The sequence below is a fragment of the Mucilaginibacter paludis DSM 18603 genome (assembly GCF_000166195.2).
GTDB lineage: Bacteria > Bacteroidota > Bacteroidia > Sphingobacteriales > Sphingobacteriaceae > Mucilaginibacter > Mucilaginibacter paludis.
The window spans coordinates 3,470,577-3,493,088 of sequence record NZ_CM001403.1 but is presented as its reverse complement, the minus strand read 5'-3'; the positions used below and the strand labels follow the sequence as shown (position 1 = coordinate 3,493,088).

General features: G+C 40.5%; 18 protein-coding genes, 1 tRNA gene and 1 pseudogene. 13 read left to right on the top strand and 7 right to left on the bottom strand.

Going from position 1 to position 22,512, the window contains the following annotated elements; genetic code table 11:
• Window positions 1–45 precede the first annotated feature (45 nt).
• Complete coding sequence (locus MUCPA_RS14750) at window positions 46–510, top strand: helix-turn-helix domain-containing protein (protein ID WP_008507398.1); 465 nt, start codon at window positions 46–48, stop codon at window positions 508–510.
• Between the two features lie 37 nt (window positions 511–547).
• A pseudogene (locus MUCPA_RS14745) lies at window positions 548–1,387 on the top strand (IS3 family transposase); the annotation flags it as partial.
• Between the two features lie 91 nt (window positions 1,388–1,478).
• Here MUCPA_RS14745 and MUCPA_RS14740 read toward each other — a convergent pair.
• The gene (locus tag MUCPA_RS14740; protein WP_008507397.1) at window positions 1,479–3,266 is read right to left on the bottom strand and encodes a hypothetical protein; all 1,788 of its coding nucleotides are present in this window, start codon (window positions 3,264–3,266) and stop codon (window positions 1,479–1,481) included.
• A 347-nt stretch (window positions 3,267–3,613) separates the two neighbouring features.
• Here MUCPA_RS14740 and MUCPA_RS14735 point away from each other — a divergent pair, with 347 nt between their 5' ends.
• Window positions 3,614–4,504, top strand: coding sequence for a universal stress protein (locus MUCPA_RS14735; protein WP_008507396.1), 891 nt, complete (start codon window positions 3,614–3,616; stop codon window positions 4,502–4,504).
• A gap of 80 nt (window positions 4,505–4,584) precedes the next feature.
• On the opposite strand, the gene MUCPA_RS14730 is transcribed toward MUCPA_RS14735, so the two are convergent.
• Window positions 4,585–5,415, bottom strand: coding sequence for a universal stress protein (locus MUCPA_RS14730; RefSeq protein ID WP_157543917.1), 831 nt, complete (start codon window positions 5,413–5,415; stop codon window positions 4,585–4,587).
• A gap of 133 nt (window positions 5,416–5,548) precedes the next feature.
• Here MUCPA_RS14730 and MUCPA_RS14725 point away from each other — a divergent pair, with 133 nt between their 5' ends.
• The 3 genes from MUCPA_RS14725 to MUCPA_RS14715 all read left to right on the top strand — a co-directional run bounded on the left by MUCPA_RS14725 (window position 5,549) and on the right by MUCPA_RS14715 (window position 8,269).
• Window positions 5,549–6,157 (top strand): YceI family protein, encoded by a 609-nt coding sequence (locus MUCPA_RS14725; protein WP_008507393.1) that lies wholly within the window; start codon window positions 5,549–5,551, stop codon window positions 6,155–6,157.
• Window positions 6,158–6,193: 36 nt separating this feature from the next.
• On the top strand, window positions 6,194–7,573 hold the full coding sequence (locus MUCPA_RS14720) for a hypothetical protein (RefSeq protein WP_008507390.1): 1,380 nt from the start codon (window positions 6,194–6,196) through the stop codon (window positions 7,571–7,573).
• Between the two features lie 78 nt (window positions 7,574–7,651).
• Complete coding sequence (locus MUCPA_RS14715; protein ID WP_008507388.1) at window positions 7,652–8,269, top strand: YceI family protein; 618 nt, start codon at window positions 7,652–7,654, stop codon at window positions 8,267–8,269.
• A gap of 365 nt (window positions 8,270–8,634) precedes the next feature.
• Here MUCPA_RS14715 and MUCPA_RS14710 read toward each other — a convergent pair whose 3' ends face one another.
• Entirely contained in the window at window positions 8,635–10,983 is a 2,349-nt protein-coding gene (locus MUCPA_RS14710; protein WP_008507387.1) for an efflux RND transporter permease subunit, read from the bottom strand.
• A 99-nt stretch (window positions 10,984–11,082) separates the two neighbouring features.
• Here MUCPA_RS14710 and MUCPA_RS14705 point away from each other — a divergent pair, with 99 nt between their 5' ends.
• Both MUCPA_RS14705 and recO read left to right on the top strand, forming a co-directional pair.
• Complete coding sequence (locus MUCPA_RS14705; RefSeq protein WP_008507385.1) at window positions 11,083–11,442, top strand: diacylglycerol kinase family protein; 360 nt, start codon at window positions 11,083–11,085, stop codon at window positions 11,440–11,442.
• A gap of 3 nt (window positions 11,443–11,445) precedes the next feature.
• Window positions 11,446–12,171, top strand: a complete 726-nt coding sequence (gene recO / locus MUCPA_RS14700) for a DNA repair protein RecO (RefSeq protein WP_008507383.1) — start codon at window positions 11,446–11,448, stop codon at window positions 12,169–12,171.
• Window positions 12,172–12,417: 246 nt separating this feature from the next.
• Here recO and MUCPA_RS14695 read toward each other — a convergent pair whose 3' ends face one another.
• Window positions 12,418–12,798, bottom strand: coding sequence for a response regulator (locus MUCPA_RS14695; RefSeq protein WP_008507382.1), 381 nt, complete (start codon window positions 12,796–12,798; stop codon window positions 12,418–12,420).
• Window positions 12,799–12,999: 201 nt separating this feature from the next.
• Between MUCPA_RS14695 and MUCPA_RS14690 the strand changes: the two genes are divergently transcribed.
• Both MUCPA_RS14690 and MUCPA_RS38260 read left to right on the top strand, forming a co-directional pair.
• Window positions 13,000–13,077, top strand: a tRNA-Val gene (locus MUCPA_RS14690).
• Window positions 13,078–13,587: 510 nt separating this feature from the next.
• Entirely contained in the window at window positions 13,588–13,779 is a 192-nt protein-coding gene (locus MUCPA_RS38260) for a hypothetical protein (RefSeq protein WP_008507379.1), read from the top strand.
• A gap of 112 nt (window positions 13,780–13,891) precedes the next feature.
• Here the strand turns inward: MUCPA_RS38260 and MUCPA_RS14675 are convergent, their stop codons facing one another.
• Together MUCPA_RS14675 and MUCPA_RS14670 are read right to left on the bottom strand one after the other, a co-directional pair.
• A complete protein-coding gene (locus tag MUCPA_RS14675) occupies window positions 13,892–14,263 on the bottom strand; it encodes a hypothetical protein (RefSeq protein ID WP_157543916.1) in 372 nt (123 codons plus the stop codon).
• Between the two features lie 224 nt (window positions 14,264–14,487).
• Entirely contained in the window at window positions 14,488–17,679 is a 3,192-nt protein-coding gene (locus MUCPA_RS14670) for a CHAT domain-containing protein (protein WP_008507378.1), read from the bottom strand.
• An 81-nt stretch (window positions 17,680–17,760) separates the two neighbouring features.
• On the opposite strand from MUCPA_RS14670, the gene MUCPA_RS14665 reads away from it, so the two are divergent.
• Window positions 17,761–19,731, top strand: coding sequence for a tetratricopeptide repeat-containing sensor histidine kinase (locus MUCPA_RS14665; RefSeq protein WP_008507377.1), 1,971 nt, complete (start codon window positions 17,761–17,763; stop codon window positions 19,729–19,731).
• Window positions 19,732–20,337: 606 nt separating this feature from the next.
• Here MUCPA_RS14665 and MUCPA_RS14655 read toward each other — a convergent pair.
• Window positions 20,338–21,138: a hypothetical protein gene (locus MUCPA_RS14655; protein WP_008507376.1), complete on the bottom strand. Its 801-nt coding sequence runs from the start codon at window positions 21,136–21,138 to the stop codon at window positions 20,338–20,340.
• On the opposite strand from MUCPA_RS14655, the gene MUCPA_RS14650 reads away from it, so the two are divergent.
• Together MUCPA_RS14650 and MUCPA_RS14645 are read left to right on the top strand one after the other, a co-directional pair.
• Window positions 21,139–22,062, top strand: a complete 924-nt coding sequence (locus tag MUCPA_RS14650; protein WP_008507375.1) for a hypothetical protein — start codon at window positions 21,139–21,141, stop codon at window positions 22,060–22,062.
• A complete protein-coding gene (locus tag MUCPA_RS14645; protein WP_008507374.1) occupies window positions 22,046–22,492 on the top strand; it encodes a hypothetical protein in 447 nt (148 codons plus the stop codon). The genes MUCPA_RS14650 and MUCPA_RS14645 overlap by 17 nt, the downstream gene beginning before the upstream one ends.
• Window positions 22,493–22,512: the final 20 nt, after the last annotated feature.

The following is a 22,512-nucleotide window of genomic DNA, read 5'->3' as shown; positions in this document are numbered from 1 at the left end:
AGTGAACCCCAAAAGTTAGACAAAAACTTTTGGGGTTTATTATTTATGTCAAAGCACACATTTGAAGAGAAACTTGATGTAGTTTCTCAAGTAAGAAAGGGAAAGCCGATTCTACGGATATCCCGCGAACGCCATATCCGTGAAGGCATGATATTGGAATGGGTTCGGAAATATGATCTTTATGGCGAAAGTGGGCTGCTCAAACAACCTAACGTCAAGCCCACGCCTGATTTCAAAGAAGAAGTTGTAAGGCTTGTCATAGAAAAAAAAGTACCTTTAAATCAGGTTGTTCTGGAATATAGATTAAGCAAGACTGCTTTAGAGCGCTGGGTAAGATCAGTACGGGTTGAGGGATATGCAGTACTATACCAGCAAAAGAATCCTGGACGACCACCTAAATGCATGGGAAGATCAAAGAAGCTTGAACCTGAAACAGAAGTAGAGAAGCTCCAGGCGGAAAATAGCCGTTTGCGGGCGGAGAACGCACTATTAAAAAAGTCACGGCCTTAGTCAAGGAAAAAGAAGCCCGCGAACGCATGAGTGGGCAAAAGCCATCGAAGAACTAAGGCCCGAACATGATGTTTCAATTCTATTGGATTGCAAACAGATGGCTCGTTCTGTATTTTATTATCATCGCAAGCGCCTAAATGATGATAAATACAAGCATGAAAAAGAAGAGATCGCAAGTATATACCACTTGCATAAAGGCAGATATGGTTATCGGCGGGTCACCGCCGAAATGAAGAACCGGGGTTATAGCATAAATCACAAGACTGTCCAAAAATTGATGGGAACATTAGGCCTAAAATGCAATATCAGGAAAGTAAGTTATCGCTCATACAAAGGTGAGGTTGGTAAAATTGCCCCTAATGTACTTGAAAGGGATTTTGAGGCAAATCTGCCTAATCAGAAATGGGCTACGGATGTCACTCAGATGAACATTAAAGGGGAGAAGATCTATTTATCTCCTATAATTGACATGTTCAACGGGGAAGTCATTTCTTATAGTATTTCAAAATCTCCAAATATGCAGATGATAGATGAAATGTTATATGAGGCTTTTGATAAAGTGAAAGATATAAGGGGACTTATTTTTCACTCTGACCAAGGGTGGCAATATCAACATTATGGATATAGAAAGGCTTTGGAAAAACATGGAATTATTCAAAGCATGTCCAGAAAGGGAAACTGCTTGGATAATGCCTTGGCCGAAAGCTTCTTTGGGATCTTAAAGACAGAATTACTGTACAAACAGAGCTTTGAAACTGCGGAAGAATTTATAACTTCGTTAAAAGAATACATTCATTACTATAACAATGAAAGAATAAAAAACAGGTTAAATGGAAAGAGCCCGGTGGAATACCGAGCTCTCGTACAAAAAACTTAATTTTGTAAACTGTCCAACTTTTTGGGGTCACACCACAGTTGAGGGCCTTTTTAGTTTTACCAACCATAATTAAAATGATTGGGCACGAAATTTACTCTAAAATAAGGATGGCATTTAATTTATTTTCCATCGACCTTAACTCGTCGGATAAGCTTGGGAAAAGGTCTGCCGCTTGCCCGGGTAGTTGTTCCCAAAGCTTTTTATAGTAGTTAATACCCTCGTGCAATTGGGCTTTAAACTTATTAAGGTATTTCTTTTTCTTATCGTTCAGATCATTCAGATGTGCCTGTATATCTGTTTGCAAGTAATCGATATACAACTCAAGCTCTTTCATAAAAATATGCGGCCGCTGAATGTTTTGCAGCAGATCGAGCTTGCCGTAGATATGTTTAACCATTTCTTCTAACGAATACGTCCTGCCAAAATAAGCTAAGTTAGGCCCTGGGCAAACCGCTACAGCCCTGCTTTCCTTAGGTTTAACAATATCGTACTTGATAAAAGTTGAAGCGCATAAACCTTCGCAAAGGCAAATTTTTTCGGTAATGGAATTAAAGCGCTGATCATATTCCCCGGATGGTAATTCCAGGGTTTGCAATTGTTTGATCTTTAAGTTCTGATACTCGCGCGATGCAGTACAAATGGCCTGCTCGGTAAATTCGGTATCGGTGCATAAAAACTTTTTGGTGCAGGGGCTGCCGGGCCTGCCTTTTTCCAAACGTGCCAGGCGTTGCAGGTCGATGCCGCTATTTTTAAAGTTATTAAACAATATCCCTAATGGCGATGCGGCACTGGTGTAAAAATCATCTTCGCCTGCTGTGGCCAACTGTGTTAAGGTAGCATCATCAACGTTGGTAACTTCGGGCACCAATAAAAAAGGGCTTCCCCAGCCGGTTGCATCCAACTGGTAATACTCGAGCAGGAAATCGTTTTCACTCGCGGTGCCAATGCCTCCCTGGGCACTCAGGCGTTGTCCCGGTGTTTGGTTTAAAGCAATTCCTTTATTCACTAAGGCATTTTTGTACAGCTCACAAAGCTCAGCCAGCATCTCCTGTTTTTTTTGCTTAAACTCTTCTAAAATAGGGCCCAATAAATAGCCTTCGGTTGCAAAGGCATGCCCGCCGCAGTTCAAGCCCGACTCCACCCGGAACTCGGAAACCCAAAGACCCTTTTTAGCCAAAAATTTGGCCTGGATGAGGGCCGACCTAAAATCGCTTACCTTCAGGATAATCCTCTTTTTCAACCGGCCGTTAACATCAGGAAAAAAATCGCTAAAGCTTTCAATATAGCTGTACAAACGTGGATTCATTCCTGCGGATAATACCACCGACGACTCCAGCCTACTTTCGGCAAAGCCGCGTAAAGAGCAAAGGGCGTCGGTATTTTCGTTGCCTGTAAAGTTGCCGTCGGCATCGAAATTCATTTTATCCACTTTGGCCATGATATTAACATCAATAGAGCCTTTGGTAATCATTTTGCGCAATATATTCTGGAAGATGCTTTTGCGCGGCCCGTCCGGGTACTCCATCATCAAATCATAACCCTGTTTTAATTGTGATGATTCAGGCAGTAGTTCAAAATAGCGGGTAATGTCGCTGCCGGGTTCAAATGGTTCGTTCTTTAACCTTTCAAACTGAAGGTCGACATATTTTTCGACCATATTGAGATAAGCGGTGATGCGTTTGGAGCGGCTATCCGGTTCTGATTTTGAAATGGCAACGTAGTTTTCGCCGTTACTTTTCAAGTGGTACTCCCGCATTCTTTCTATAAGCTCATCATCTACTATTGACATAACGGACGAGATGCCATAGCGGGAAACTTTGAGCGGTGTATCAACAGAATAGCCCAAACCCAATACCGGGATGTGAAATGTATGACCCATGTTGTTTTTTGTAGTGTGTTTTAATGTTAGCGTGATCAATTAGTAATTTCCAAGCACCCAAAATTAGGTCTAATGTTGCGGGCGAAAACTGACGCAAGTCATGTTTTTATCAATCAATGATCATATACAAACCAGCGGGGCTCATTGCGCAATCAATAATTATTAAATAAAAATGATGAGAGTCATTTTTATTTCCGACTACAATCAAGTACCGATTGAGGGCCATGCCATATTTTTGAGAAGAAGCCATTTAACATAGTCGTTGAGTGCTTTAACAAAATGGTATTTAAACTAAGGCTTCTGTAAGGGCACAATTAACCCATTATCAACCAGTAAATATTGAGACCATGAAAACGATATTAGTATTAACAGATTTTACCATCAGGGCCGAGCATGCTGCCCGGTACGCCTTAAAACTTGCTCAAAAAATTAAAGCGGACTTACTGCTATGCAATATATTCCAGGTTCCATCAAACGAGCCCATGGCCGCCCAGGCATCATGGCCACTTGAAAACTATGATACGCTGGAAGAGGATAGTATGAATGATTTAAGCGAACTGGCCAGCCGCCTGAGAAAACAACTGAGCACCCATGTAGCTGAGGGGCAGTTTAAACCAGTAATTGGCTACTGCACCCGGTCTGGCGATATTGGCGATACCGTTAACGAGATTGCCAGCACGCGGCATGTATTAATGGTTGTTGTAAGCATGCATGGCGCCAATGGTTTAAGTTCGTTTTTGTTAGGCAATCATGCCAGCGAAATTATTGAGGAGGCGCACTGTCCGGTATTGGTGGTACCGTACCAGGTTCCGTTTACGGGCTTACGAAAAATAGCTTTCGCTACTGATTTGAATCAAAACGGCATGGATGTGTTGAACTGCCTGGCTGGCCTGGCTAAATACTCGGACTCAGAAATTTTAATTACCCACGTAACCGATAGTAAGCAAACTGAGCAGGTAGACCGCCCGGCTTTAAAATACTTTTTTCAGCAGGTATCATCAAAAATAAAATATCCAAAAATGTACTACCAGGCTATCGAAAATAAAAGCGTTACACGTGGTCTGGGCTGGCTAACGCAAAATACCGATATCGACCTGCTGGTGATGGTTCATCGTAAACGAAACTTTTTCCAAAAAATGTACGATGGCAGCGTTACCCAAAAAATGGCCGATCACCTGGTTAAGCCTATGTTGGTTTTCCCATCGTCTAAAATAGAAGAAACCTTACCTGTATTTTAATACCTTATCACAATTCCATCAATCACAATGCCCATCATTAATTATTAATGGTGGGCATTTAATTTTTGTATAAAGGGCGGTTAGTCGCGCAGAATTAATAACGGAGTTTTGTGGCGGTATAACATTTTCTTACTGTTGCTACCAGGAATAAATTCGCCGAATATTGAGCGCTGGTGGTGGACCATGACAGTCAGATCCGGGTGGGCCAGTAACAGAAACTCTTCCAGCTTTTCGCCCACATCTTCTCCGGGGATTTGTTTCGAGGCAACATGAGTATATTCAAATACATTCTGGATCATATTTACAAACTGGCTGGGATTGATATCACTATTGGTACCTATATGTAAGGTTATAATTTGCGATTGATGGATCCTGGCGATATCAATTAAAAAGCCCACCGCTTTAGGATAGTATTTTTTGAGATCAACAGAAAATACAATTGTTTTTAAATTAATAAAACTGCATTGGTCGGGGATGAACAGAATGGGGCACTTTACTTCTTCGAGTACCGCATTGGTTTCGCTCCCATATAGTATATGCGATACAATATCATCGCTTTTGGCGCCCATCACAATCAAGTCGATATTTTTTTCTTCAGCAAGCTGATGGACATTACTTCCCAGGTCGCCCATGTCATTGCAAATCTGGATCATTGGCTTAAAGTTACCGTGCTGATGATGTTTTGCGAGCCTGTCGCCCAATTTCTTTAACTCTACCAGGCTTTCATTTTTAATATCCTCATAACCATCCATCGGCCACATGCCTGTTTCGGGCAGTACTACAGACCTGAATACCTTAAAACAATGGTAAAGGATTATGTTGGCACGTAAATTTTCGGCGAGCTTTAAAGCATATAACGAAGCGTTTTCCGCTTTTTTTGAAAGGTCTGTTAATACAAGTATAGTTTTCATTTTACTATGGTTTAATATATAAAACTGCTGCAAGGCATCCATATTTAAAATGATGTCCATCATATTTCTTCACAACACACATCATTCCGGGCGTAGTAAAACCGGTCTACTTTTGATCATAAACAAAAACGAAATGAAAACGAAATTATTTAACAGAACAATCAAGGCTATTCCGGCCATTATAGCTTCTATTATTTTTTTGGCTACACCGCAGTTAAAAGCGCAAACTATTTATAGATTATCGCCAGGTAAAGATGTGGCAATTAAAGTATTAGGATCATCCAATGTACACGACTGGACCATGACGTCGACAAAAATGGAAAGTCAGGGCGATTTTAAATTTGATGGCGAGCAACTGCAAGGTCTTAGCGGACTAAGCTTCTCGGTAGACGCCAAGAGCCTAAAGAGCGAGCACAGCGGCATGGATGACCGTACTTACAAAGCTATTAAAGCCGATCAATATCCTAAAATTACTTACAAACTTAGCTCGGCTGTAATATCTACCATTCAAAAAAATAAATACCTCATTAAAACTAAAGGCGAGCTAACCATAACAGGGGTACCTCAATTAATATCAATGGATGTAACCGCTGTAGTTAACCCCGATAACAGCATCACCTGTACCGGAGCTGAAAAAATAAAGCTGACAGACTTTAAAATTCAACCTCCAAGCTTTATGCTGGGTGCCATGAAGGTAGCTAACGATTTAACTATACAATATACCCTTAATTATAAAAAATAATCTAACCCAATTATCAAATAAATTAATAAATGTATCATGAAAACTAAATTTTATACACTCATTAGCTTTTTAGCTCTTGCTGCGCTCAGCTTTGCGCCAGTGATTGTAAAAGCGCAAGAACAACAAATGCAATTTTTTCGTCCGAATAATAAATTGGGGATTAACGTATTTGAAACCAGCAAGAAAGACACCGTTAAATTTACAGGCCTTAAAGTAAAAGTTGGCGGTGGCTTTACCATGAATTTCCAATCGTTAAGGGCTTCAAATACAGCTACACCAGTATTGAAAACCGTAGGTACTACCGTTTATAATACTAACGCGCTAACACCACTTATTGATGGTTTTAACCTGCCAATGGCCAACATGAGCTTTGATGTTCAACTGGCTGATGGTGTACGTTTAAACCTTACATCATACCTGGCTACCAGGCACCACGAAGAAACCTGGGTAAAAGGTGGCTACATCCAAATTGATAAGGTTGAATTTTTACACAGCGAGTTTTTAAACAGGATAATGAAAAGTGTAACCGTTACCATCGGTGAATCTGACATCGATTACGGCGATCAACATTACAGAAGGTCTGACGGTGGTAATACCATTTACAATCCGTTTGTTGAAAACTATATCATGGATGAGTTTTCTACCGAAATTGGTATGCACATCTATTACAAATGCGCTAAAACAGGTTTATTTGCAATGGGTGCCATCACCAACGGCGAGTTAAATCCAACTACTATCGAGTCAACTAAAGTTGATGCAGAAACTGGTAATATTAATAAATACCCACCAGCATTTTTAGGAAAATTAGGTTACGACAAACAGTTGAATACTGATTTCAGGCTGAGGGTTACAGGATCATTCTATACCGTAAACAGTGCTAACAGCAGCACCTTATTTGGTGGCGACCGTTCTGGATCAAACTACTACAACGTTTTTTCAACTCCTTACGGGGCTGCAACCACAACTACAACCCAAGCTATTGATTATAACGCCTTCTCAGGAAGGTTTAACCCAGGCTTTAGCCAGGAAAACCACAGCTATATGGGCAACTTGTTTTTAAAATACAAAGGGCTTGAGTTTTTTGGAACTGCCGAAACTGCAAAAGGCCGTACTATTACCGAAGTATCAAACCGTAGCGCTAAACAATTTGCCGGCGATTTAATTTACAGGTTCCCTGAAAACAAAGAGAACTTTTGGGTAGGTTACCGTTACAATACCGTTAGCGCTACCATTGTTGGTAACACAACTGATGTAACTATCAACCGCAATGTAGCTTCAGCAGGTTGGTTCCTTACCAGAAATATTATGATGAAAGGTGAATACGTAGACCAAAGATATAAAGACTTTGATGCTACCAGCCTTTATAACGGTGGAGTGTTTAAAGGCTTCATGTTTTCAGCAGTTGTAGGATTTTAGGTGTTTTGATTGATTAGTGAAAAGTCAGGCTGAGCTATTCGGCCTGGCTTTTTTAATTAACAATAAAAATTTACGGCGATGTTTTATAAAAAGGTTTTACCGGCCTATTTATTGTTGCTTTTTTTGACTAAACTGGTTGGGCTTGGGCAATTAAACCCACCAGCCGAAACAACCCGCTGGATGGTAACCGAAAGCAGTAGCCTGAGCGTGAACGGCAGTACCAACATCAACACATTTACGTGCGATATTCCCAATTATAACCAAACAGATACTTTAATAGTATATAAGGGCAAATGCGTAAAAGGTGTTGTTTTATCCGGAAGCATTAACCTGAACATCCAAAGTTTTGATTGCCATAACAGCATCATGACACATGACCTGCGGAAGACCTTGAACGACAAACAATTTCCGCAGTTGCACATCAGCTTTTTAACGCTCAACAAACTCCCCCAGATAAGTACCCAGCCCGAAATGATAACCGGGATGGTGGATATTGAGCTTGCCGGTACCCGCAAGCGCATGGAGGTAAACTACCAGATATCCGAAGATGCCAAAAAAACCATCCATTTATTAGGCTCACGCGATATCAATTTCTCCGACTTTAACCTCACCCCACCCCGAAAATTAGGCGGAATGATTAAAACTGACGATAAACTTAAGGTTGCTTTTCATTTAAAAATGAGGGCGATGAATTGATGGGAGGTGAATTAAAATGTTGATAGGTTATCCTTATTAACGTATTAGCCTCTTAGCCGCAAACGAGGCTATTACTGTATTCGCTCCCGCTTGTTTTTGGAACGCTTTTTTGACGCATTACCCCAATACCAATAGAGCCCTTGAAAGCGCTGAAAAATAGAGAACAGTATGACTTCAAGCCTCGATCTTCAAATTAACAGAGGAGGCTTTTCTTCCTTTACCTCTGCATCAAACATGTAACCCAAATCAAACTTAATCCCTATTTTTTCCAGTCGGCCGGGTCAATACTTATGATGAACTCTATTTAAGTTACCGACACCTGCTGTCGGAATCGCACGTTATGCATTGATATATACGCAAACACCCTAAATATCCTGTGCAGCGGTATCCGGTAACGGTCCTCTTAATTTCCTTTTATCGATATATTTTTCGGCAGTAAGCAAAAACGCAGGGAGCAGGGTTAAGTTACAGATCATCGCGACAAGTAAAGTTACAGATAACAGGATGCCCAGCGCAACCGTGCCCCCGAAGGTAGAGGCTGCGAAAACGCCGAAACCAAAAAACAGGATGGTGGCGATATAGATCATGCTGATGCCGGTTTCGCGGATGGTATCTGATATAATTTGCGAGATGCTTTTGGTTGTGGTACGCAGCTCGTTGCGGTACCGGGTTAAAAAGTAAATGGTTTGGTCGGACGAGATACCCATCGCTATGCTGAAGATCAGGATGGTAGATGGTTTCAGTGCGATGCCCAAATAACCCATCAGCCCGGCGGTTATGACCAGCGGAATCAGGTTGGGTAATATCGATATGGCAATCATCCGGATACCCCGGAACAAGATCCACATCACCAGCGCGATGAGCACAATGGCCAGGCTTAAACTTTCGTAAAGGTTTTTAACCATATAGTTGGCGCCTTTTACAAATATCACGCTCGAGCCTGTTAACTCCACGTGGTATTTGGCGGGGTTAAAAATAGAATCAATGCGTGGTCGTAACTGATCGAATATCACGTTGAGCTTTTTGGAGCCCACATCAACCATCTGGAAACTTACCCTGGTAATTTGTTTGGTGCTATCTAAATAGTTGCGCAGCATGTTATTGCTTTTGCCCGAGTTGGCGGCGTAGCTTAAAATAAAATTTTGTTCCATGCTGTTAGGCAGGCGGTAATAAGTGCTGTCGCCACCGTAAAAGGCCTGGGTAGAGTATTTTAATACCTGGGTTAAGGAGATCGACCGGCTAAACTCCGGGTAGGCTGAGATCATGTTTTCAAGCCGCTCTACCTTGTGGATCATGCCGAGGTTCATTAACCCGTTCTTCCGGCGCGAATCTATACTGAGCTCCAAAGGCAATACGCCCTTAAAGTTCGATTCAAAAAAGCGCAGGTCGGTTAGGGTGCTGCTCTTTTTAGGCAGGTCATCAACAATATAACTGTTTACGTTTATTTTAGACACACCGTAACCGCTGATGATCAGCAATACTATAACGCCCGTGTAAATAAGCTTGCGCTGATGATGCACAAAATGGTCAACCTTAACCAGCAGCACCTGCATAAAACGCCTGTCCTTAATGCCGCTTTGGCTTTTACCCGGAGCGGGCAGGTAGCTAAAAATTATCGGGATCAGGATCAGCGTTAGTGCGAAGGTGAGCATGATGCTAACGGAGGCGATCAAACCAAATTCGGTTAAGATCTGGCTGTTGGTAAAGCAGAGTACCCCAAAGCCGATGGCTGTAGTTACGTTGGCAATAAAGGTGGTGATACCTACCTTTTCGATCACGGTATGCAGCGCTTGCATCTTATCCCCGGTAAGGGCAAACTCATGATAGTATTTATTGAGCAGGAATATGCTGTTAGGGATACCGATGATAACGATAAGCGGCGGAATAATACCGGTTAGCAGGGTGATGTTATAGCCTTTTAATACCAGCAGCCCGAGGCTCCATACAACACCGAAAATTACCACGATAACCGGGAAAAGCACCGGGTAAAATGACCGGAAGAAGATGAGCAGGATGAAGGCGGTAATACCTAACGACAAACCTAAAAACAACACAAACTCATGCGATACCAGTTTGCTGACCACCGTACGGATATAAGGCTGGCCGGATACATGTACGGTAAGGTGTTGCCTGGCCTCAAACGGTTTTATGGCGGCTAAAATGGCGGCTATCACCTGGTCGCGCCTGGGGGTATTTAATATTTTGGTATCGAAGGAAACCGCCATCAGCGACGATTGCTTATCGCCGCTTAAAATCAGGCCCTTGTAAAAAGGCATTTGGTACACCTGGGCTTTAACGCTATCAACCGCTTGCTGCGAGGTAGCAGTATCGGTAATCAGTGGTTTTAATACAAAGCGATGTTCGGCCGTATCTTTTTGAAGTTTATAAACATTGGCTAACGATACCACACCGGTAATGCCTTTAATGTGGCGGATATGATCGCCAAGGCGGTACCAATCGTTAAAAAAATCCTGGCGGAAAAGGTTGGGCGATTTGATGCCGAGCACCATCGCGGTAGCATCCTCGCCAAATAATTTACGGAATTGAGTATAACGGATGTAAGCCGAATCGGTAACAGGAAGTATTTTGCCGGCATTATAAGTAAGTTTAACCTTACTGGCCTCGAAGCCCATAAACACACTCAAGGCCAATACGAAAGATAGAATGGTTAAACGATTTTTGAGAATCAGGTTGGCAAGTTTTTTCCAGATCATTAGCACAATAATTTCGGCTGCGGGCGCAAAACTACGAAATTTGATTAAACTATAATTTAAAGCGCGATATTGTGACACTATCCTAAATTCAACCAGGCCATGAGAAGATTAATAAGGGGTTTTGGCTATGCCTTTAAAGGCATGGGCTACGCATTTAGCACACAGTTAAACATCAGGATTCATATAATTTTAACGGCCGTAGCCTTAATTTTGGGCTTGAGCCTGCATGTATCAACGCCCGATTGGCTTTGGCTACTCCTTTGCATCGCCCTGGTACTTTCGGCCGAATTATTAAATACTGCCATCGAAACGCTAACCGACCTGGTTTCGCCGGGCTATCATGAAAAGGCCGGGCGCGTAAAAGATATTGCCGCTGCCGCCGTTACCGTTACAGCCGCCTTTGCCTTGGTAACAGGCTGCATTATTTTTTTACCCAAAATTATCCTGTTGTTTAAATAATTTATGCTGCATAAAACCCGGGGCATTGTTTTTAAAACCACCAATTACGGCGAGAGCAGCGTAATTGTGCAGGTGTACACCGAAAAATTCGGATTGCAATCGTACATCGTAAACGGGGTAAAAAAGCCGCGTGCCAAAATTAGCCGTAATATGCTGCAGCCCCTGTATTTGCTGGATATGGTGGTTTATCATAAGGCCACCGGCAACGTACAGCGTATTGCCGAATTAAAAAACTCGCCGGTTTTACAAAGCATCCCTTATGATATGATTAAAACCTCGATTGTTTTGTTTTTGAACGAGGTGCTTTATAAGGCGGTAAAACACCAGGACACGGACGAAAACCTGTTCAACTTTATTTTTCATGGTATTGAGTGGCTGGAACACCAGCAGGAGGGCCTGGCCAACTTTCACCTGTTGTTTTTATTGAAGCTTACGCGATACATGGGCTTTTACCCGGAAGTGAACCAGGATATCAATGCCGATTTTTTTGATATGAAGGACGGCGTATTTAAACGCTACAAGCCCGACCATGCCCTGTACCTATCGCCGCCGCATACCCAAAACTTTAATAAACTATTGCAATATTCGTTTGAGAATATGCAGCAACTCAAGCTGAGCAACGACGAACGCCGTTACCTGATTGCCAAATTGCTGGAATACTATTCCATGCATATTGAAAACTTTGGGCACGTGCATTCACACGAAATACTGGAGGAGGTATTGGGATAGTTTTGAGTCTTGAGCCCTGAGTCATCAGTTCAGAGCCCGGAGTTGGGAGCCGTTGTGAGTCAGGAGCCTTGAGGCGTTCATCAGAGGCTTTATACCGGAGCTGAAAAGCCTTTAATACCGAAAGTCCGTTGGTGGGCTTTAGATGCGTGAAAAATTAAAGTCGATTCTACATTAAAGAATCGCGAATGAAAACCCCAACCCATCACCGGTTCAAGACTCTCCCTACTCAAGACTCCCGATTCCGGACTAAGAGTGCGGTGTCATTACGCGTTTAATTACCTTTTCCAGCTCGTCGATATCGAAGGGTTTGGCTAAAAAGGTATCTGCACCAGCATTACCTGCCAGGGTTTGGATATCATTATTGGCCGAAAAATAAATTACGGGGATATTTTTGAGCTCGTCGTTCTTTTTGAGCATTTGGGTGGCTTGTATACCACCGATATCAGGAATCCAATTGTCCATCAGGATCACGTCGGGTTTAATCCCATTAACTTTGTTAATGATATCATTACAATCGGTAAAGGTATGTACCTGCCAGCCCTGCTCTTCCAAAATATAGGAACAGATGGAAAGAATATCCTCGTCGTCGTCAAAAATGATTATTCGTTTAGGTATAGAATCAGGCATTGTGGTTCGATGTATTTAAGCAATAATCAATTAAAAATCAGTTAAGTAAGTAATACACTAAAAAAGACCAAAAGTTTGCAGAAAAACTCCGTTTTACAAACTTACAAAAAAAGTGAAAAAATATTTTGCAAAAATGTATAACAGTCCTATATTTGCAATCCCAAAACGAACGAAGGTTATCCGAAAAAGTTCGAAAGAAAAGGGAGCTTAGCTCAGCTGGTTCAGAGCATCTGCCTTACAAGCAGAGGGTCACTGGTTCGAACCCAGTAGCTCCCACCATACTGGACAAGTCAGATAATTCTGAACTTGTCCAGTTCTTTTTTACAGCTAACTTACTGTTAATCAGTTCAATATTTCCTAAGATTTCATTTATCCTTATAGTTCGATGTTGAAGACGATTTATTTGAAATTAAAAAGTTAAAAAGTCCAAATACCAGTCTGTCCTTAAATAAAAGCTGGTTTAAAGATAAACTTAACAGTAAAGTTTCTTGGAATGAAATGTTTAATTGGGGTAATAAATTAAGCTCCTTTTATAATTCTCCAGGAATCACGAATAGCTATTTTCAAACCACCCGAATGCAAAATATTGGCTTTTCTTTAGTATATGGTTTCGGCAAAATCAAAGCAACAGACGATGATTTAGTGAACAAGAAAGCAGAAAGTAAGAAAATCAAAAAAAGTTCGCTGTAAGATATAAAGCCTCGTACTACTCTAATAAGGCATATGCCACGTCGAGTAATAAACTGCTTTTACATTAATAATGGGTAACATTTACCTATAGTAATAAAAATGCGAGTTAATCAGCTTTCCAGTGTATTAAATTTATCGGGAAATCCAATAGGCTATAATGGTATGTTAAACAAAGTAGCCGAATACAGTTATGCCGATAACAGCAATATTACAAACGATGGGAATAAAGGTGAAACTATTACTTATAACAATGAGGCAATTCAACTTTATAAATCCAAATCGGGCGATTAAACGCAAATCAGACAGGAAATAGGTCGAGATTTGTATAACACGTTCGCTATACTGGACAAGTCAGATAACTCTGAACTTGTCCAGTCCTTTTTTGATCCCAACTTTTTGTTAATCAGCAACATAGGGATTTGTGGTTGGTATTCAGCTTTTTAAGATTGTAAATGCAGTTTTCGAGGAGTTTATCAATTATCCTGGAGGTATGGATAATATCAGGTAGTTTCTTCTCAAGGGTGCTAATCTCTTTTTCACATTTTGCTTTCACCGCCTGGAAATCTGTATTGGTAAACGCTCCTGTTATTAAAAAATCCCTTGCCTGCTCTATCTTTTTATTCAGTAGTTTAATCTCGTCAATAATCTGCTTTTGGCTGTAATTACCATTATTTGATTGTTGCCTGAAAGCTTTACTTAAGGAATCAATATAGAAAGGCTCGTAACCGTCCCTGATCTTTATCTTATTCACTTCCTGTTCAAACACTATATTCACAGCTTCGGCCTTAAAGCGAACGCCTCAGGACGCTGAACAGTGGTAATAATAGTAGTGTCACCACAGCCTTTAGACGCGCTTTCCGTAAGCTTTCTGTTGCATTTAGGACAATCTAAAAAGCCCCTTAAAGGTATTTTGTCCAGAGATACTATCCTTTATCAACCAGATTGATTTTAAACGTTCAGAAGCTGATGTATACTAAGTGGCTTTTTTATTGTCTTACGTTATTCCGTTAATATCATACCGGCCCATTTATAAGGCGGATTATTTTTTCTTAGTTTACTTTGTGCTTCTTTAAAAGCCGGGTAAATGGAAGCGCCTTTAAATATATCGGTATAAAAATCCCTCATTAACTGATCTGTTTCGGTAGCGGGTAAATCCCACGAACCTAACAGCATGTAATGCACACCGGCTAACTTAAAAGCGCGTTGAAAACCAAAAACGCCTTCTGCGTTCCTAATGTCGCCCAAAGCGGTTTCACAAGCGCTAAGCACCACTAGTTCTGTGCCATTTAAATCCAGATTGGCAATTTCATAGGCGGTTACAATGCCGTCTTCCTTGCCTTCAACAGGTTTTCCGCCACTCCAAACATTATTTGCATTAGCCAGGATAATGCCGCTCCTCAGCATCGGATCATCAGCCAGGACAAATGAGTTACCATCCGAAAAACTATTCTTGGTTGCTGTATCCAACAATGGTCTTGAAAAACCATGCGTTGCCATATGCAAAACGTACGGCGAATGCCCGCTTAGCTGTTTTAAATTTTCTTCGCTTGCAGCTGTATTGGTAAGCAAAATTGTTTTTATGTTATTTGCCGCCAACAGCGTATTAATATAGTTTACCTCATCTAAAGTGGTAGATAGCGGCCCCCAGAATTTGCCTTCACTTGCAGTTCCGTAATCAATGCCGCCAAATAGAACGGCATATGCTCCTACTGGTATCTGGCCCGGTATCACTTGCTCTACAATTTGGCGTATACTGCTGCATTGCCTTATTTCATATTTATCAAACAGGTATTGGTCGTTATCGCCGGGCAATGCATTAAAACTCACACGGGAAAGCAAACCTGCGGTAGCTAGGTAAATTTTATTTATACCTTTTAAAAAGGGTTGAAGTGGTTGCCACACCAATTGATACAGCAAATCGCTCCGCCTGCCAGAAATGGTGTTACCTGCCGGATTAATACCGTTGCCATATAATTTCTCAATAAATTGCTTAGACGAACTGTTGTCGTTTTGCAACAGTCCCGCTAATTTCCTCTCCTCACAAAGTGGCACAAAATGTGGTACAGAATCATTAGCAAGCACAATAAATGCACCGTAATAGGTAGAATCCATCCATTGTTTATTGTAATATTTAAAATGGGTAAATTCTATTGCTGCTTCGTCATTACCTAACTTTTTTCGTATCTCACTAAAATCTGTATGCCGGTTCTTATTGTTATTTAAATAAGCGTTTGATAACAGGTTGATTTTTTTTTCCTGTTCATTCGCAATAGTATTTAAACTATCTATAGTATGGTTTTTAAAAACCGCTGCCGGTTGACTGTATTGCCAGGCGATCGCTTTTTTATTACTCTGCCATTCAGTTAAAAGTTTTTTTAACACCGGGTTTCCATTCTTACGTATATTTTCAAAAACCTTCTGCTCATCGGTTAAAACAAGTCCGTTCAGATCCAACTGCTGATTATACACCTGCGTTATAAATTTATCGGAGGGTTTTGGATCATGTAACATCAGGGATGCCGAAAAATCAAAAGCCGAGATCTCATTATTAATGAGTGACATTTTTTCGCGCTCGCTCAAAAAACTAAAGTTATCGCGTATGGTGTTCATTACCGATTCTAAAACCCTGGCACAATATTGCTCGGCCAATTTAAAATCGCGCGTGTCGTCGTGTAATTGGGCCAACGCTATCACCCGGTCCATGTGATCAATATATTTCTCTCCCGATATTTTTTTATCGTATACCAGCGCCTCAAGTAAATCGGCTTTAGCGGCTTCGTAATTACCTTTCTGTTTGTACAATTGTGCGCTGTGCAATAATGCGGCCCAATATAGCTGCGATGAAACGATATTATTGCCGGATTGGGTTTTATGATAGTTTATTATTTTTTTATACGATGAAAGGGCTTCATCATATTTACCAATTGCGGTGTAAGTATCGGCCAGACGGCTTGCTATCAGTGGATTGGAGACGGTATCTAATTTTTGGCATAAGGTATAAATCGTATCACTTAACAAAGTATATTCTGCGTTTTGCCTAGTATCTTTATAAAGCCCTGCCAGCAAAGCTTTATTTTGTATATAAAAAATATCCGTGCCCTGGTACCGATTATTTACATTGAGTATTTGGTTCATATTGGCTGCAACATCATTTTTTATACCGGCCTGTTTCATAACTTCGCCAGTCATGGGGGCCTTGAGATACATATTTACCAAGCCATTCATAGTTTGATCGCCTCCGTCGGGCTTTTTGTCATCAACTGCAATAGCCTGCTTTATCAAAGCTTCGGCAGCGATATAATTATTTAATTTTTTGTATAGTATAAATAATCTTTGTACTTCGTTCCATGGGTCGTTAAAAATCAGTCCGGATCTGCCGCCGCCAAACTTTTCTTTGCCTTCTTTTAAAGTGTTCAGTTGTTCTGCAGTCGGCGGTGTAAACACCTGCGTATATATATTCTGACTTTTGAATGGGAACATCATGGTTAAATAACCGGCGTTTACGCCCGATGCCGTATCAGTAGCAGCAGCTTTTAACCGTAAGTAGTACGCCCAAAATTTCGCTAGTTTTTTAGATAAAGCTGATGAGTCAGATCCTGTAGATGCCTCCGCTTTTTTAGGTTCTGTAAGCTGCGGGCTTATCCCATATATGGCGAACATTTGATCAAGGCCGGCTTTCGATTTGGCATCGCTGTTGTACAGTCTGGTATAAAATTCAAAAAACTGACCCTTTTCATCAGACTCTTTATAATTAGCATATTCGGAAAAAACCAAATCCTCCAAAATAGCTTCGGCCCCTTCGTTATTGCCCATTTTCTCATATAAACCCGATAGCAGGTTAAGTACCCTAAGTCGTTCATAGCCGTTGTCTAAATCATTTTTTAAATTGATTTCCTCTAAAATAATCTGTTGGTATATCTGCTCCGCTGTCGAAAAATCGCCCATGTGCTCATATATGAGTCCTTTGTTTTGGAGCCATATCAGGTACTCCTGCTTTTTTCCAGGGTCTTTATCGGCCTCGGCTTTTAGCGAGTCCAGCATTTTATTAAAAAGGGGCAACGCCTCGTTAAATTTGCCTTGGTAACTTAAGGAACCCGCTTTTTGTATAAGGGCTAAATTTTGGCCCATAATCGGCGATATCTGGATGGCTAATGTTACCAGGAACAAAAAAAAGCATTTATTTAATTTCATTAAATTCACTATTGATAAAAAAATGTTAGCTTAGGATAAAAGCTTGCCTGTGAACATGCATTGGCCTATAAATATACTCATATGCGGACAATTAAAAGCGGCATTTCCCTTTTTCTATACATTATTTTATTGTTAAAATACCACTCATCTTACGCTGAAACCCATTCGGAAAGTACAGATAGTTTGTTGGCTAAAGCTCTGAAATTATACAGTAAAAACCCAGACGCTGGCATAACAAGAATCCGGCGGATATACCTCTTCGCCAAGAAAAAGGACGACCGGACCGCGGAAATTAAAAGCGCGACATTAATGGCCCGGTTATATTGGTCGGGCGGGCAATATGATTCGGCCGGTTTGTATATCAATTACTCACTTCAGCTTACCGAAAAATTCAATATTGATTCGCTGATGGGCGATTCATGGATGATAGCCGGCCTGATTGATCATAGTACCGCCCGGTACCAACAGGCTATACAAAAGTATAAAAGCTCGGCGCTGTATTATCAAAAGGAGCATAAACTTACAAGTATGGCTACCTCATACCTCAATATTGGTATGTGCCAGATACAACTTTCGCAATATGATAACGCTATCCGTTATTGCCTGCTTGCGGCTAGACTTTTTGAAGGGGCGGGCGATAAAGCTAACCTGGCCAATGCATATAAAACCATAGCGTCCTGCTTTTCATCATTAGGTGAATTCCCCAAGGCCATTCTGTATAATAAGAAGGCGTTATCAATCAGGTTAAAGCTCAGCGATAAGCGATTGATTGCGCAATCGTTAAATAATACAGGAAACGCCTTCAGGCAATACCATCAGCCGGATTCGGGCATAGCCTATCTTTTAAAGTGCCTCTACTTACGCAAAAACGAAAAAGACTCATCAATATTGGTTCTTACCCTGCAAAACCTGGGTTCTGCCTACCAAATGAAGGGGAGCATGAATGTAGCGGAGCGTTACTTGTTACGATCATTAAATATCGCAGAAAAATACAATATGCAGGAAGAGGTAGCCCGTGGTGATTTGGACTTGGCGGCGCTTTATCTCCCTGAAAGAAAGTTTAAACAAGGATTAGCCGCTGCACAAATAACCGAAAAAACGGCAAAGACATTGAATATTCCGCAATTACTGATGGATGCATATGCCATGAAGAGCAATTTATACACTACCCAAAATGATTATAAAAATGCTTTGCTGTATGTTAATTTAAAAAACAGTATAAAAGACACCATCTTTAACAGCGCCAAAAACAAAATAATTAGTGAATTGGAAATAAAATATCAAACCGTACAAAAGGAAAAAGATATTGCGGCACTATCAACACAAAACCGCCTGGGGGATAAAATTGTGCTACAGCAAAAAAGGCTCATCATTATATTTATAGCCGCGTCCCTTTTTTTACTGATATTATCGGCCGCGGCCTATAACAGTTACCACCTAAAAAACAAAGCCAATCAACGCGTGCAGACTTTAATGCGCGAGCTACATCACCGGGTTAAAAACAACCTGCAAATATTATCGGGTTTATTTACCATGCAAATTGGCGAATTGAACGATGAGAGCATACGCAACGCGTTACGCGAAAACGAACTGCGACTAACATCCATGAACCTGGTGCATAATAAATTATACCAGGACCATAACAATACACAAATAGCAATGAAGGAATACCTCGGCAGTTTATTACTACATATTAAAGAATCGTTTGGCAAAGGAGCCGATATTGCTTTAAAAGTAGATGTAGAAAATATAGAACTGGAGGCTGATAAAGCTGTAGCCTTAGGGCTTATTGTAAATGAATTAGCCACCAATGCATTCAAATACGCGTTTGATGGTAACGCCGGCGAACTATACCTGTGCCTTGGGTTGCAGGGTAAATCAAAACTACTGTTTCAATTGAGTGATAATGGAAAAGGTATCCATCACAATTCTTCGGCTAAAAACACATCGTTCGGCTTAAAGCTGGTAAACTTGATGGCCCGGCAATTGGATACAAGCCTTACTGTTCAAAATATGAACGGTACATCGTATCAAATGGAGATCCCCGTTTAAACGACATAAAAAAAGGGTCGCAAATAATTTGCGACCCTGTATAAAATAACGACCGTTATTTTACCTTATGAAATTGGGCTGCCATGTGGCGGCGGGATAGGGGGATTTTCATCTCCCGAATCCATTAAAGGGTGATAGGTTTTCGCCGGGTCCGATAAATCATCTTTTTTACAACCCGTAAAGCTTGCCGCAGCCAATAAAACCACTGCAAAAAACACTAACGTTTTAATACTAAATACCTCCTTTCTGTAAGGAGAGCTGTGGCTTAACAGGTAGGTGGGATAAGCTCCCTTATACCCCACTTTGCCTGAATGCCTTTTGTAAAAAATCCGGATCCGATTTTATTATTTGTAAGTCGACGATGTAAAATTATATAAAGGGGTAACCGTTCTTTCGCGGACGTGGATCACGTACGTGGTCTGGCGGCACGTACGTGCTTTTTGTTAGTGAAAAAACGCAAAAACATATCAGATAGCTTGCTTTTTTTAACATGGGGCATGTTGGCAAGCAATTTTGGAACTTAAATGAAGGGCAAAAACTACGCGTTATACATTTGTTCATAACGCGTTTCGAATGGTAAAGAACTTAAGCCGATGTTTCGACGATCTAATCGTTCTGCTTATTCAGGCAGCTTAATATTTTTTGAATGTCTGGGAATATATCTTGGCCGACTATATATTCTGATCCGGAAAAGTATGCGGTTCGCCGTTCGCCGTCTTTTTGGTAATCAACTTTTACCCATTGGTTTTTATCCCGGTACATGGTATGCGGCGTAGCCCTCTCTATTAGTGAATGCCTTATATGTAAGTCGATGTCGCCTTCAAATACCAGGTCGCCATTGTTGTAAAGATAAATATTACCCACATAGGGGTTGCGTATCAAGTCAATACGTCCGTAGTTTTTGGGGCTATACAATGCAGAAATACTTATAGGCTGTGTTGATGGCGCTAAGATATTTATGGGGGTATCTTTCTGGGCTTTATCCGTTTTTGATAAAGTCTCGCTATCGTCGGTTTTTTTATCTGCCTGATCGTTATTATTGAACGAATCGTTAAATTTCACATAATCTAACTTATCGGCATATTTTAAAATCGGCGTAAATTTATATTCGTTAAATCTTCTTATTCTGATCTGGGGATTACCATCTTCCATCGCTTTAGCCAGGTCATCATAGGTATCCCGTATATAATCCTGGTAACCATTCCAAAAAACGGTATCGTCATTATATTCATTACCATAATTTTCTATTAACTTCTGCTTAAGTTTCGGTGCAAATTTCTCCTTTATTAGTTCGCCTTTAGGGTTTAACAGGTCGGCGTTTTTAAAACATAAATAAAACACGGAATAAGCCGTAATAACATACATTTCAATTTGCTCAGGTCTTTTTTCAATTGTATTTTTATGCATATGTATACTAAAAAAGTAAAGTTATTTGTTTTCGTATTTTTTTTATCTTTTTCGTCGGCATTTTCGCAATCTATTAGTGTTGATAGCATCTACAACCAATGGTTAAGAACCATTCAACTGAACACAATTTTAAAGGTAAGTACCATCACTACTGAAACAAGACTAAACATTGGCGCGATAGCTACCAATCACAATCAATCAATAATTATTACTTTGAAACCCATTGCAGAATATGAAGACCCGCAAAAGTTTGCCACCGCATGGGATTATGTAAGCTCCGGTTTGCAAAACAAAGGTATTAGCATCGAAGACCTTTTATTTTACAGGGCTGTTGAATACACCAATGTACCGGCAACACAATTAAGAATTGAAATACAAACAAGCGATCCCTCCGTTTTTTTTAAGCGAATTTACTTTGATACCCAGTTAGAGCATCAGGAAAAAGTAAATTTGGTGCAAGGCAGTGATATGGAGCTTCATTATGATTTTAACAACGCCGGGATAAGTTCACTTTTAACGCATCAATACACATTAAAACAACCCATTGATAATTTGATTAAATACCTTGACCGGTTTAACGCATTTTTTAAAAAGAGCAAGCATTTACCGCAGGACAGCATACACGTGAACCCTGATAACTCTTTCGGAACAAATAATATTTTACGCCTTACCGTTTATAACGTTTATGGCGAGGTAACTAAAAAGAAATATCACGAAAAAATAACGCTTACCATTGTTGTTAATAGCACGTTAAATCCACAAAAAATGACTTATTGGGGCAATGTATTATGCGCAGCGGGGATTAACAGCGCATCGGAATTTGTTGATGTAGCTACAGAAAATGATGTGAAGGACCAACTGCCATTGTATAATCAAATTTTAGATAAAGCCTTCAGATCAATATTCTATGCAAACATCCAATGAGGCTTCGGTAAAAATTAAAATAGTTTGTGTTGGCTTGGCTAGCCGCCTCTTGATCCTGGCTTCGGCCGCTTTTTTATATAATAAGGGTGGCTTTTTAAACAGCACGTTTAAACAATTTATGTATATACTATTGCCGGTAAGCATTATGTATATCGCATTTTTTTTAAAGTTTATTGTAAAAAACTTATACGGGTATCCGTTTGCGGCCAAAAGAGTTAATAAAGGATATGTTGGCTTAGGATATTATGCGCTTTGGATATTAAACCTCGCCGAGTTTTTAGTTATTATTTACAAGGCTGAAAGTTTCGCCACTTTTCCGGAGATGCCGATTCAGGATTTCTTTTTGTACGTATCCGCAATTGAAATTACCTTCGGAGTTATGGCAGGCTTGTATATCTCCGAGCTGTTTAGTAATAATAAACAGTCATGATTTTCGGCGGACTTGATGTT